Annotated in this window: 10 protein-coding genes; 5 read left to right on the forward strand and 5 right to left on the reverse strand. The window is 66.7% G+C overall.

All coding sequences use genetic code 11. The features are described 5' to 3' along the window. Positions 1 to 5 precede the first annotated feature (5 nt). A complete protein-coding gene (locus VFV19_00440) occupies positions 6 to 140 on the forward strand; it encodes a hypothetical protein (protein ID HEX4822759.1) in 135 nt (44 codons plus the stop codon). Positions 141 to 178: 38 nt separating this feature from the next. Here VFV19_00440 and VFV19_00445 read toward each other — a convergent pair whose 3' ends face one another. Both VFV19_00445 and arcC read right to left on the reverse strand, forming a co-directional pair. After that, positions 179 to 1,933 carry a hypothetical protein gene (locus VFV19_00445; protein ID HEX4822760.1) on the reverse strand — a complete coding sequence of 585 codons (1,755 nt, stop codon included), beginning with the start codon at positions 1,931 to 1,933 and terminating at the stop codon, positions 179 to 181. Between the two features lie 71 nt (positions 1,934 to 2,004). Beyond that, on the reverse strand, positions 2,005 to 2,967 hold the full coding sequence (gene arcC / locus VFV19_00450) for a carbamate kinase (GenBank protein ID HEX4822761.1): 963 nt from the start codon (positions 2,965 to 2,967) through the stop codon (positions 2,005 to 2,007). A gap of 171 nt (positions 2,968 to 3,138) precedes the next feature. Between arcC and VFV19_00455 the strand changes: the two genes are divergently transcribed. From VFV19_00455 to VFV19_00465, 3 genes are read left to right on the forward strand one after another with little or no spacing between them, the layout of a single operon-like run. Further along, on the forward strand, positions 3,139 to 5,181 hold the full coding sequence (locus VFV19_00455; GenBank protein ID HEX4822762.1) for a thiamine pyrophosphate-dependent enzyme: 2,043 nt from the start codon (positions 3,139 to 3,141) through the stop codon (positions 5,179 to 5,181). A gap of 28 nt (positions 5,182 to 5,209) precedes the next feature. Continuing rightward, positions 5,210 to 5,476, forward strand: a complete 267-nt coding sequence (locus VFV19_00460; protein HEX4822763.1) for a hypothetical protein — start codon at positions 5,210 to 5,212, stop codon at positions 5,474 to 5,476. After that, a complete protein-coding gene (locus VFV19_00465; GenBank protein ID HEX4822764.1) occupies positions 5,473 to 6,324 on the forward strand; it encodes an SDR family oxidoreductase in 852 nt (283 codons plus the stop codon). Before VFV19_00460 ends, VFV19_00465 begins: the two co-directional genes overlap by 4 nt. Before the next feature lie 437 nt (positions 6,325 to 6,761). Here VFV19_00465 and VFV19_00470 read toward each other — a convergent pair whose 3' ends face one another. From VFV19_00470 to VFV19_00480, 3 genes are read right to left on the reverse strand one after another with little or no spacing between them, the layout of a single operon-like run. Further along, a complete protein-coding gene (locus tag VFV19_00470; GenBank protein ID HEX4822765.1) occupies positions 6,762 to 8,192 on the reverse strand; it encodes a pyridoxal-dependent decarboxylase in 1,431 nt (476 codons plus the stop codon). Positions 8,193 to 8,220: 28 nt separating this feature from the next. Beyond that, positions 8,221 to 9,000: an undecaprenyl-diphosphate phosphatase gene (locus VFV19_00475; GenBank protein ID HEX4822766.1), complete on the reverse strand. Its 780-nt coding sequence runs from the start codon at positions 8,998 to 9,000 to the stop codon at positions 8,221 to 8,223. After that, complete coding sequence (locus VFV19_00480) at positions 8,997 to 11,573, reverse strand: MMPL family transporter (GenBank protein ID HEX4822767.1); 2,577 nt, start codon at positions 11,571 to 11,573, stop codon at positions 8,997 to 8,999. The genes VFV19_00475 and VFV19_00480 overlap by 4 nt, the downstream gene beginning before the upstream one ends. Before the next feature lie 81 nt (positions 11,574 to 11,654). Here VFV19_00480 and rocD point away from each other — a divergent pair, with 81 nt between their 5' ends. Then, positions 11,655 to 12,875: an ornithine--oxo-acid transaminase gene (gene rocD, locus VFV19_00485; protein ID HEX4822768.1), complete on the forward strand. Its 1,221-nt coding sequence runs from the start codon at positions 11,655 to 11,657 to the stop codon at positions 12,873 to 12,875. Positions 12,876 to 12,892: the final 17 nt, after the last annotated feature.

Raw genomic sequence — 12,892 nt, forward strand, 5'->3', positions numbered from 1 at the left:
ACGGCGTGCGTGGCCTCGGCGAGCTCGCGGGCGAGATCGTGCGTGAGGATGTCGTGCGGATCGATCCGCCTGCGATAGAGGCGCTCGAGGCGGTGCTTGTCGGCGGGGGAAAGACCGAGAACGTTACCGTGAAGGTCTGAAATCGGGCGTTACCTCCTTTGATCCTGTCGTTTCATTCTTACGGCGTTCGCGCCCGCGGCGCCAGGATCGCCTCGAGCAGGTCGGAACCTTTTGCGCGCGAAAGGACCGGGAATCGGGCGCCGCCGCGCGTCTCGACGCGGATCGTTCGGAAATAGTCGGCGTTCTCGACGAGGAACGCGATCGTCGCAGCAGCGTCTTTCCCGGCGCGCACCGCGTCGTCGATTCCTTCCTTCGTGAAACGCCGCTCGTCCACGGCCACGATCTTCATGCCCGGGGCGAGTCCTGCCTTCCACGCCGGCGAATCGGGAATCACGTCGGCGATGGTCCCGCTCGTCTCGACGACGAGACCGATCGAGTAACGGAGGTCGACGACCTCGGAGACCGTAGCGGTCGCCTCCATGAGAGGCGACGGCTTCTCGGCCCAGGCGAGCGTCCATCCGGCACCCTCGACGCCGCCGAGCGGCGCGTGCTCGCCGTGGGCGTGAACGCGCGCGTCGAGGAACGCCGCCCAATCGTTCAGCGCCACCGCGTTCAGCGCGACGATGACGTCGCCGATCTCGTACGTCTTCACCGGCGGCATCGGCACGGCGCCTGCGAAGAACCGCCGGCAGAAATCGTCGAGCGTCCTCGTCCCCTTCGTCAGCTTGCGGATCGCGACGTCGACGTCGAGCCAGAGCAGCGCTCCCTCGTCGTAGAAATCGGTGGCGCGGCGCCACGAGGTCCACGCGTCGGGACTGTAGTAGAGGAGCTGCGCCGACCTCCCGGTGTCCACGAGATCGCGCCAGCGCCGGCCGGCGCGCGTCTCCTGCTCGGCGGCGGTGACCGCGAGGGTGTCGAGCGCCTCGTCCTTCTTGAGCTCTCCGCTCCGCGCGGCGAGCACCCAGCCGTAGTACTGCGACAAACCCTCGTACACCCAGAGCAGGGACGAATCGATCGGGGTCTCGAAGTCGCCGGGCCTCAGGCCCGCCGGCCGGCGGTACTTGCCGTTCCACGCGTGGACGTACTCGTGGGAGAGCGTGTCCGCGGCGACGCGGCGCATGTCGTCGTCGATCAGCGTCCGCTCGCGAAACCGGTTGTCGCTCGACGCTTGATGCTCGACGGAGAAGCGCGAGACCTGGGACGAGAGCGCGACCAAGAAGTGGTAATCCTTGAACGGCCGCGGCGCGAAGACGGCATCGGTCTCGCGCACGAGCTTCTTGAGGGCCGTGATCATCGTTTCGGGCATCGCGAGATCGGCGGGTGCGTCGGCGGCGAGATCGACGAACACGTGTGGGTCGAGCGCGATCGTCTTCGTGAATTTCCCCGCGAGAACCGGCGAGTCGATGAGCGTCGTCAGCGAGACCGGCTTCTTCTCGAGCACCGGCATGACCGTCCAGCCTTCGGGCGCCTTCAGGTCGGCCTCGACCATGACGTCGTCGCCGCGCGGGGACGGCATGAGCAGCACGTGGCTCCAGTTGAAGATCGCCAGCTTCTCCGAGGCCGAGGCGCCCTCGGGATTTCCCTCGGGCTCCGGCGGCATCAGGTAGTCGAGCGCGACGTCGACCTCGCCGGCGCCTTCCGGCACGACGACCTTGAAGACGTACATGTCCTCGGGCCCGCGCGTCCACGCGAGGTCCTTCCCGCCCGCACGGAAGAAGATGCCCGCGAGGTTGTCGATCGGCCCGGTGGGACCGTGATCGCCCGGCATCCACTTCGGGTAGTAGAGCGTCAGCGGTCCGGGCGCCGCGGGGATCTTCAGGTCGGCGTGCACGATGCGCCTCGGGATCGTCGTCAGATCGACCTCGATCCGCATCGGCTCGGTCGCATGTACGGAGCCCAGGCCAGCCGCCGCGAGACAGGCGGCGCCGATGAGTCGTCTCGCGCTCAGATGCGCCCCACGACGTGGGTGCCGGCGCGTCCCTCGATCGCGAGCGGCAGGCTCTCAGGGTTCGTGATCAGCGCGCGGCGGCCGCCCGCCTTCAGGAAATTGATCACGGCCTCGATCTTCGGTCCCATGCTCCCGGGCGGAAAGTGCCCCTCGGCCATCAGCGACTCGATCTCGTCGAGCGTGACGGCGCCCAGCGCGCGCTGCTTCGGCGTGCCGAAGTCGAGGTACACCTGCGGCACGGCGGTCAGGATGATGAACAGCGCCGCCCCGATGTCGGAGGCGAGCACGCTCGACGTCAGGTCCTTGTCGATCACAGCTTCGACGCCGACGTACTGGTCGCTCGCGTCCTTCTTGATCGGGATCCCGCCGCCGCCGCACGCGACGACGATGTGGCCCGCCCGCACCGCGTCCCGAATCATGTGACGCTGGACGACGCGCAGCGGGTGCGGCGACGGCACGAGACGGCGCCACCCGCGACCCGCATCCTCCTTCACGCTCCACCCGAGCTTGTCGCGGCGGCGCTCGGCCTCTTCCTTCGAGAGGAACGGTCCGATCGGCTTCGTGGGCTTGGCGAACGCCGGATCGGCGCCGTCGACGAGCACCTGAGTGACCACGGTGACCACGTACCGCCGCACGTCCTTCTTCCGGAGCTGGTTCAGGAGGTTCTGCTGGAGGATGTAGCCGAGGCTGCCCTCGGTCATCGCGACGAGCACGTCGAGCGGCATCTGCGGAATCTCACCGTCCGCCGACTCTTGTTGAAGGAGAAGGGCCCCCACCTGCGGGCCGTTCCCGTGCGAGATGACGAGGTGGTACTCCTTCTCGACGAGGGTCATGAGCAGGCGCGCGATCTCCTCCGCGTTCCGCTCGTGCTCCTCGATCGTCCCCTTCTCACCCTTCTGCATGAACGCGTGCCCGCCCATGGCGACGAGCACGATCGGCTTGGTGGCCGCTTCCCCCATCGAGACCTCCGTCGGGCGCAACGCTATCAAAGAGGGGACAGCTTCCGAAACTCTCCCGCTGAGTTTCGGAAGCTGTCCCCTCTGGCCCCTGGAAACTCCAGCCCAGATGGGCCAAGATGGGCCGGCCGACCGCAGCTTTCAAGCGGCGGCGTTTTTCTCGAAGGGAGATGCATGTCGCGCAAAGCTGGTAGCGCCGCGACGGGCACCGCGACGAAAGCAGGTCCGGAGCTCGGCAAGGCCATTTATCTCGACCTCCTCCACAAGATGCTCACCGTCGACGCCATCGAAGAGCGCCTCAAGACCTTCGTGCGCGCCGGCAAGGTCTCGTTCCATGCGTCGACCCGCGGCCACGAGAAACTGCAGATCGCGATGTCGCTGCTCCTCCGCCCGGGGCGCGACTGGTTCTTCCCGTACTACCGCGAGAAGGCGCTCATGGTCGGCCTCGGGATGTCGGCGAAGGACATCTTCCTCCACATGCTCTCCAAGGCCGACGACCCCTGTGGCGGCGGCCGGAACATGAGCGAGCACTTCTCGTCGCGCGAGCTGCGCGTCGTCTCGCCGACGGCGTGCACCGGCACGCAGTACCTCCAGGCGGCCGGGATGGCAAAGGCGGTCAAGGCCGAGGGCAAGGACGACATCGTCTACGTCTCCTCGGGCGAGGGCGCGACGTCGGAGGGAGAGTTCTTCGAGGCCCTGAACTACGCCGGCCGCGATCAGCTCCCGGTCCTCTTCCTCGTGCAGAACAACGGCTATGCGATCAGCGTCCCGCAGTCGGTGCAGACCGGCTCCGAGATCCACACGATCGCCAAGGGCTTCAAGGTCCGCTCGGTGGAAGTCGACGGCACGCAGTTCACCGAGATGTACAAGACGCTGAAGCCCCTGATCGAAGAGATGCGCCACGGCGGCGGCCCGCTCCTCGTCGAGGCGCACGTCGTTCGCATCGACTCGCACTCGTCGTCCGACGATCAGGCGAAGTATCGAACTGAAGAAGAGCTCGAAGAAGTGCGCAGGAAGGACCCGATCGCCCACACCTCGGGCCGCGTCGTCTCGTGGGGCCTCATCGACGACGCCGGCCTCAAGGAGATGCGGGATCAGATCAAGACGAAGGTCAACGCCGCGGGCGACGAAGCCGACGCGGCGCCGAACCCCGACCCTTCGACCGCCGCGCTCCACATCTTCTCCGGCACGCAGCCGGTTACCGCCGAGCGCGAGCCCAAGCCGATCTCCGAAGCGCCGATCACGATGGTCGACGCCTTGAACCACGCGCTCAAGGAAGAGATGCAGCGCAACCCGAAGATCGTCATGTGGGGCGAGGATATCGCCGACCCCAAGGGCGGCGTCTTCGGCGTGACACGCGGCCTCACCGACGCCTTCCCCAAGCAGGTCGAGAACGCCCCGCTCGCGGAAGCCACGATCGCCGGCGTCGCCTGCGGCATGGCGGCCGGCGGCTTCAAGCCGGTCATCGAGATGCAGTTCTCCGACTACTCCTTCCCCGCCTTCATGCAGATCCGGAACGAGATCCCGACTCTCCGCTGGCGCTCCGGCGGCGTGTGGTCGTGCCCGATGGTCATCCGCATGGCGACCGGCGGCTACATCCGCGGCGGCCCGTTCCACTCGCAGTGCCCGGAGTCGCTCTACCTCCAAACGCCGGGCTGGTACATCGTCTACCCGTCGAACGCGCGCGACGCGAAGGGCCTCATGAAGACCGCGTGCCGCATCGACGACCCGGTGATCTTCTTCGAGCACAAGGGGCTCTACCGCCAGGTCTTCACGAAGTCGCCCGAGCCCGACGCCGACTACCTGATCCCCTTCGGCAAGGCCGCCATCGTCACCCCCGGCACCGACATGACCGCGATCACCTGGGGCAGCGGCGTCATCCGATGCCAGCGCGCCGCCGCGGAGCTCGCGAAGGACGGCTTCTCCGTCGAGGTCATCGATCTCCGCACGCTCGTCCCGCTCGACGAGGAGATGATCTTCTCGTCGGTCAAGAAGACCGGTAAGGCGATCGTCGTCCACGAAGCCCCGCTCAACAACGGCTTCGGCGGTGAGGTCGCGGCGCGTATCGCCGAGAAGTGTTTCGACGCGCTCGACGCCCCCGTGCGCCGCTGCGCCGCGAAGGATTGCTTCCCGCCCTATGCGCCCAGCCTCGAGGCGGCTATCCTGCCGTCGCAAGACGACGTGACGGCCGCATTGCGCGAGCTGGCCAACTGGTAGATCGATCGACGGACCCGGGAGGGGCGCGATGTCGAAGAAGATGATCGGGCTGGTCTTGAACCTCATTGGCAGCGTTGTGATCGGCGTCATGGCCGGTCAGAAGTTCTTCGCGATCTTCGACAAGACCGTCCCCGCCGGCTCCATGACCGACCTCGTGCGCGCCGGCACGCACACGGCCTATCTGACGGCGGGCGCCTTCTTCGGCGTCGTCATCTTCGGGTGGGCCGCGCTCGCCGCGTGGCTCGCGAGATTCTTCCCCGGCACCTCGACCCCAGCAACTTCCACCTCGAAGTGAGCGCGTTCCAGCCGGCCCTGCGCGCGGACCTCCTCCGCGGCAGGACCGCGTGGATCACCGGCGGCGGCACCGGCCTCGGCCGCGCCATGGCCCTCCGCTTCGCATCGCTGGGGGCCGACATCGCGCTGTGCGGCCGGCGTCGCGAGCCGCTCGAATCGACAGCAAAGGAGATCGAGGCCGTCGGACGCCGCGCCGCGTTCGCGACCTGCGATGTCCGCGACGCCGCCCAGGTCGACGCCGCGCTCGATCTCATCGAGAAGGCGCTTACGCTTCCCGACATCCTCGTCAACAACGCCGCCGGCAACTTCCTCTGCCCGTCGGAAGACCTCACGCCGAACGGCTTCGACGCCGTCGTACGCATCGTCCTGCACGGAACGTTTCACTGCACGCAAGCGATCGGCAAGAAGTGGATCGAAGCGAAGAAGCCCGGCAGCGTCCTCTCGATCGCAACGACCTATGCCGAGACCGGCTCCGGGTTCGTGCTCCCCAGTGCGTGCGCCAAAGCCGGCGTCGTCGCTCTCACGCGCTCCCTCGCCGTTGAATGGGCGCGCTACAACATCCGATTAAACGCGATCTCCCCCGGCCCGATTCCCACCCAAGGTGCTTTCTCGCGTCTCCTTCCGACGGAAGAGTTGGAGCAAGCGCGGTTGAAGCGCATCCCCGCCGGCCGCTTCGGGACGCCCGATGAGCTCGCCGAGCTTGCCGCGTTTCTCGTGAGCGACGCGTCCGCCTGGATGACGGGCGACGTCGTGACGATTGATGGCGGGGAGTGGCTGAGAGGGGCCGGCGAGTTCAATGATCTGGTGGATGTGCCCAAAGAGATGATCGCCGTTCTGAGAAAGAAGTAGGGACGGGGTCACGAGGAGCCAGGTGACCTCCTTTGTAATCGCCGGGCTTCGATTGTCAGCACCGAGCTCATGGCGCTTTCATGAGTTCCAAAACCTAGTGTTCGGCATACGGAACTCGCGCGGCGGCACACTCCAACTCAGCACAGCGTTTCGACGTGAATTTGGCGACGGTGTTTCAGCGACCCAGTGCGAATCGTGCATCCGGCGATGGCTTGCGGAAGACACGGTGGGCGAACTCGCGATGCGAGGCGATCGCTTGGAAGAATTCGGGAGTGCTCCTGTTGGCAAGGACGGACAAGGCCGAGCCTGGTACACACTCAGAGGAGCGGATCTCTTGCTTGGGGTCTATCGGTGGTCCGCGGAAGGACTTCACAACCCCGCTTGCGTGGATGAGATTACGGAAGCCGAAGCAATCGTCCGCTCATGCCGATGGGAATCTACCCTCCACTAGCTCGCCCCGCCTCTCTCAACAACTCCCAACACTTCGCCACATGCGCCTCGGTCTGTCGCGGGTTCCCGATCGAGACGCGGATCACGAAGCGGCCGTCGAGCTTCGTGTGCGAAAGGAAGATGTCGCCCGAGGCATTGACGGCGTCGATGATCGCCTGATTCTTCGCGTCGTCGCTCTTGTGGCGGATGCAAAGGGTCGCGAATGGGACGGGCGCCACAACCTCCCAGTCGGGATCGGCCTCGACCCACGTCTTGAGCTGGCGAGCGAGGCGCATGTGCTCGCGCAAGCGCGCGGCGATGCCGTCGACGCCGAACCAGCGGATCTGCATCCACAGTTTCAATGCACGAAAGCGGCGGCCGAGCTGGATGCCGTACTCGTTGAAGTTGTGGACGGCGCCGGCGTCGGGGGTGCGCAAGTACTCGGGCACCAGTGAGAAGGCGTCGCGGAAGCCTTCGCGATCGCGCCAGAGGAGGAGCGACGCGTCGAACGGCGTGAACATCCACTTGTGCGGGTTGACGACGATCGAGTCGGCGTGCTCCCAGCCGGCGAAGAGGGGGCGCGACTCGGGGTCGATCGCGGCGATGCCGGCGTAGGCGGCGTCGACGTGGAGCCAGAGTTGTTCCTTCTTGCAGATCACCGCGATCGCGTCGCAGGGGTCGATGGCCGTTGAGCTCGTCGTGCCGAGCGTGGCGACGCAGCAGAATGGCGTCCAGCCGTTGGCGCGATCTTCCGCGATCGCCTTCGCGAGCGCGTCGGGCTGCATTGCGTATTCCTTGTCGACGGGGATGCGGCGCATGCCGGCCTTGCCGATGCCGGCGACCATCGCGGCCTTGTCGATCGATGAATGCGCTTCGCCCGAAAGATACATCCGCAGCCTGCCGATGCCGGGACGGCCGGCGAGGCCTTCGTCTCTCGCGTTCAATCCGGGTACGGCGTGGCGCGCGGCGACGATCGACAGCAGCGACGAGATCGACGCGGTGTCGGTGAGCATGCCGTCGAAGGTGTCGGGCAGGCCGAGCATCTGGCGAAGCCACGAGATGACGACCTCTTCGACCTCCGTCGACGACGGCGCGTTGCGCCAGAGCATGACGTTCGAGTTCAACGTCGCGGCGAGCCATTCGCCAAGGATGCCCGGTCCGGAGGCGACGCTGGGAAAGTAGGCCATGAAGCCGGGATGCTGCCAGTGCGTGATGTTGGGCTCGACGATGGTGCGGTAGTCGTCGAGGATCTTCTCCATCGGCTCCGACTCGCGCGGTGGCGACAATGAGATCTGTGCGCGCGTCTCCCCTGGCGTGGTGCGCGGTAGGACCGGGTAGTCCTCGAGACGGTCGAGATAGTCCGCCGCGAGGTCGGCGACCTTGTGGGCGGCGTCGCGGAACTCGTCGGGCGGCATGTCGCCGAGGGAAGGGCGCTTCACGCGCTCATCCTACGGCGTTTTTTGCCCGCTAGCGCACGAGCGCGAGGACGAGCAGGCCGAGCGCGATCCGGTACCAGGCGAACGGCGTGAGCGAGTGGCGCGAGACGAACCGCAGGAACCAGCGGATCGCCGCCCACGCGACGAGGAACGCGATGGCGGTGGAGACGAAGAGCCATACGAAGTCGTGCGAGTCGAGCGCCTGACGGTTCTTATAGAGGTCCCACACGGTCGCAGCGCCCATCGTGGGGATCGCGAGGAAGAACGAGAACTCGGTGGCGGCCTGCCGCTCGAGGCCGCAGAGCAAGCCGCCCAGGATCGTCGCCGCGGAACGCGAGAAGCCGGGCCAGAGCGAGAAGCACTGCGCGACCCCGATGAGGAACGAGCGCCCCACGCCGGCTTCTTCGGCGCGCGCGACGACGGCAGTCGGCCGGAACCGCTCGACGAGCGCGATCGCGATCGCGCCGACGATGAGGGCCGCGGCGACCGTCTTGGGCCCGAAGAGGTGCTCCTTGATCCAGTGGTGCGTGAGGAGCCCGATGACCGCGGCAGGAAGGAACGCGACGCCGAGGTTGACGGCGAAGCCGGGTTTTCGGGCCACGTCGCTGATCAGGCGCTTCCGGTACTCGACGACGATCGCGAGGATGGCGCCGAGCTGGATGAAGATCGCGAACGCCTCCGCCCGGTCGCCTTCGAAGCCGAGGAGGTGGTTCGTGAGCAGCAGGTGGCCGGTCGAGGAGATCGGTAGGAACTCGGTGATCCCCTCGACGATGCCGAGGATGATCGCGATGAGCGGCAGCGGCCAGATCATGAAGGCTCCTTGCGGTCGTCAATCTTGTCCGCCATGAGCGGCGGCACGAGCATGAGCGCGGTGACGAGGCACGTCAACGAGCCGATGAGCGCCACGATTCCGACGCTCATCATCGCGGGGTAGTGGCCGAAGCAGAGCGTGCCGAAACCGGCGACGTTCGTCGCGGCCGCCATCGCGACCCCCTTGCCGGTCTCGAGCACGCCTTCGTCGACGACGCCGCCGTTCGCCTGAAGGCGATGGACGAGGTGGATCGAATAGTCGATGCCGACCCCCATGATCATCGTGGCGACGAAGGCGTTGGCGTAGTTGATGTCCATCTTGAAGATCTTCATGACGCCCAGCATGAGGATGACGCCCGACACGAGCTGCGCCAGCGCGATCGCCGACAGCTTGACACTGCGGAAGTCGATCCACAGGAGCACGGCGACGAGGACGAGCCCGAGGACGACCGCGACACGCGAGTCGCGAAGGAAGATGCGGCGGAGCTGCCGTCCGACGACGTTGGTCCCGGTGACGACGATGCCGGGATCGCCTTCCTGGAGCGCCTCGACGAGCCCCGGCGGCGGGTTCCGCCGGAAGCGCGGGTCGGCGCTGTAGAGATAGGTGACGATGCGCACGCGACCTTCGCTCTGGTGGACGAACCGGTCGACGACGCGCCCGAGTCCCTTGCCGTAGAGGTCTTCGAGGGTGATCGGCCGCTTCGGCGAGAGGAAGGTGGCCATACGGTCGAGGTAGCTCTGGAACGCTTCGGTCCGGAAGCCGTTCTCCTCGAGCGCTTGCGTGACGGTTCCGCGGATGCGCGCGACGTCGAAGGCGCCGGTCGTGTCTTTCTTGACGGCGTCGATGACCTGCGCTTGCCTCGCGGGGAGCGGCAGGTAGTCGAGGATCGACTCCTTCGAGGCGACGATCCCGTTCGCCTGGAACGGCTTCACGCGCTCTTCGATCGCCTGCGCGCGGTGGACGGCCTCGTCGAATGTCGAGCCTTCCGCGATCGCCATCATGTAGGAGAGCGAGGCGCCGAACTTGTCGGCGATCTCCTGCTGGACCTTGAACGAGGGGGCGTCGTTGCTCCGGAGCGCGTTGATGCTCTCCTCGAAGCCGAGGTTGAGCGCGAGGACTCCGGCGACGATCGTCGCGATCACGATGCCGCCGATTGCCAGCGCGCGGTGCCGCACCGAGAAGGTGATGAGATGCTCGAGGCCGAGCGACTGCAGGTGCAAGCGCTGGATCTTCCCTTCGCGCCGCCGGCGCACGCCGTCGTTCCACGCGATCATTGCCGGGAGCATGAAGACGATCGCGACCGCGCAGATGAGGATGCCGGTGCCGATGAGGAAGCCGAGGTCCCACAGGCCGCGGAAGCTGCCGACGCACATGGCGTAGAACGTGCCGGCGGAGGTGATCGCGCCGGTGAAGACGCCGAGCCCGGTCTCTCCCACCATTTTCTCGGTCGCGACGGCGAGCGACGCGCCCGCCTGGCGCTCCTCGACGTAGCGCGCGTACATGAGGATCGTGAAGTCGGTGCCGAGGCCCATGAGCAGCGCGGGAAGCGAGGCGGATGCGGAGTTCAAGCTCCCCAGGGCGACCGCGGCGACGGCGAACGTCGCCGCCTGACCGACCATGAGCGGGATCGACGAATACAGGAGCGCCGCGAACCTCCGGTAGCAGACCCAGTACAGAAACGTCACGGCGAAGAACGAGACGATGCCGTTCGTCACGACGGTGCGCTTCAAGAGCCCGGCTTCTTCCGTGAGGACCGCCGGGTTGCCGCCGAGGCGGATCTCCGTGGCGGCGCCGCCGGCGCTGTCGGCGCGGAGATCGGTGCGGACCCTCTCGGAGTCTTCGCGGACCGCGTCGATCAGCTTGCGTGAGTACGCCAGGTCCTGCGACGGATGGACCGGCTTGATCAGCATGATCAGCGTGCGGTTGTCTTTCGAGAGGTAGTAGCCGTCCGAGAGATCGACCTTGAGCGCCCCCTTATGCGCGAGCAGGCGGTCGACGAAGAGCGGCATCAGCCCCAGCGGGTCCTTGAGGATGAGCCCGCCGGCGAGCGTCGCCGTCGGCGAGGCGAGCGCGCTCTTGTTCTCGCGGATCTGCGTCTGGATCGCGCCGTCGGTGAGCTTTTCCGCGATCTTGGGGAGCTGCTCGGGCGGCAGGAAGAGGAGCGCGTTCTCGGTGAACAGATCCATGAACGCGGCATCGGGCTGGAAGCGGTACTCGACCGTCTCGACGAGATCGGTCCGCGCGCGCATCTTCTCGGCGAAGGCGTCGGCGAAGTCTTCCAGCTCGTCGGGCCCCTCGTCCGGCGCGGCCTCGAAGAGCGCGATCAGGTAGTCGATCGAGCCGAACTCGTGGAGCGCCTCGCGAAACGTGTCGACCTGGCGGTCGCCGTGCGGGATGAGATTCAGGACGTCCGACTCGAGCTTGATGCGCGTGGCGAGCCAGGACGACACGACGAAGAGCGCGATGCTCGCGGCGAAGACGAGGCCCCAGCGCTCGCGGCTGAATCGCTCGATGCGGAGGAGGATGCGCTGCTTCCGTCCGACAGGAGTCGCGCCGGACGATGGTGTGCTCATGCGGACCGGATTATTCCGATTGGTGCGGGAGCGGTCAACGCCCGCGTGCTATCTTGGCCGACCATCCCCGCGGAGGACACGATGCAGACCCTTAAGCTCAGCGCGGCCGACCTGATCAAGCTCGAAGACGACTACGGCGCCCACAATTACCACCCGCTCGACGTCGTGGTGCACAAGGCGTCCGGCTGCTGGGTGTGGGACGTCGAAGGGGTCAAGTACCTCGACTTCCTCGCCGCGTACTCGGCGGTGAACCAGGGCCACGCGCACCCGCGCATCCGCCGGGCGATGATCGAGCAGGCGGACCGCGTCACGCTCACGTCGCGCGCCTTCCGCAGCGACCAGCTCGGCCTCCTCTACAAGGAGATGTCGGAGCTGTCGGGCTACCGCAAGATGCTGCCGATGAACTCCGGCGCCGAGGCGGTCGAGACGGCGATCAAGCTCGCGCGGAAGTGGGGCTACACGGTCAAGGGGATTCCCAAGGACAAGGCGGAGATCCTCGTCTTCACCGGCAACTTCCACGGCCGCACGACGACGATCATCAGCTTCTCCGAGGAGCAGCAGTACAAGGAGAACTTCGGCCCGCTCACCCCCGGCTTCACGATGCTCCCCTACGGCGACCTCGAGGCGATCGAGAAGGCCATCAACCCGAACGTCGCCGCGATCCTCGTCGAGCCGATCCAGGGCGAGAGCGGGATCCACCTCCCGCCCGAGGGCTACCTGCGCGGCATCGAGGCACTCTGCAAGAAGAACAACGCGCTCTTCATCTGCGACGAGATCCAGGCGGGTCTCGGCCGCACCGGGAAGGCCTTCTGCTTTCAGCACGAAGGCGTGCGCCCGGACATCGTCATCGTCGGCAAGGCGCTCTCCGGTGGCTTCTACCCGGTCTCGGCGATCCTCGCGGACGATCCGATCATGCTCGTCTACAAGCCGGGGGATCACGGCTCGACCTTCGGCGGCAACCCGCTCGCCGCGGCGGTCGCGCGCGAAGCGCTCAAGGTCCTCGTCGACGAGGGGATGATCGAGAACTCGGCGCGCGAAGGCGCCTACTTCCTCGAGAAGCTCCGCGGACTGAAGAGCAAGCACATCAAGGAAGTGCGCGGCAAGGGCCTGTGGATCGGCCTCGAGCTGAAGCCGGACGCCGGCGGCGCGCGCCGCTTCTGCGAGGCCCTTCGCGACAAGCAGCTCCTCTGCAAGGAGACGCACGTCCACACGATCCGCTTCGCGCCGCCGCTCAACGTCACGCGCGAGGAGCTCGACTGGGCGTTCGAGCGCGTCGAAGCGGTGTTTCGCGAGCTCGACTGAGCCGGGTTCACAGTTGA

The sequence above is a fragment of the Candidatus Polarisedimenticolaceae bacterium genome (assembly GCA_036275915.1).
In the GTDB taxonomy this organism is placed as follows: Bacteria; Acidobacteriota; Polarisedimenticolia; order Polarisedimenticolales; family DASRJG01; genus DASRJG01.

Excerpts from the sequence above, each read along its gene's own strand:
- VFV19_00445 (HEX4822760.1), bottom strand. The coding sequence starts at position 1,933 with ATGCGGATCGAGGTCGATCTGACGACGATCCCGAGGCGCATCGTGCAC.
- arcC (HEX4822761.1), bottom strand. The coding sequence starts at position 2,967 with ATGGGGGAAGCGGCCACCAAGCCGATCGTGCTCGTCGCCATGGGCGGG.
- VFV19_00455 (HEX4822762.1), top strand. The coding sequence starts at position 3,139 with ATGTCGCGCAAAGCTGGTAGCGCCGCGACGGGCACCGCGACGAAAGCA.
- VFV19_00460 (HEX4822763.1), top strand. The coding sequence starts at position 5,210 with ATGTCGAAGAAGATGATCGGGCTGGTCTTGAACCTCATTGGCAGCGTT.
- VFV19_00475 (HEX4822766.1), bottom strand. The coding sequence starts at position 9,000 with ATGATCTGGCCGCTGCCGCTCATCGCGATCATCCTCGGCATCGTCGAG.
- VFV19_00480 (HEX4822767.1), bottom strand. The coding sequence starts at position 11,573 with ATGAGCACACCATCGTCCGGCGCGACTCCTGTCGGACGGAAGCAGCGC.
- rocD (HEX4822768.1), top strand. The coding sequence starts at position 11,655 with ATGCAGACCCTTAAGCTCAGCGCGGCCGACCTGATCAAGCTCGAAGAC.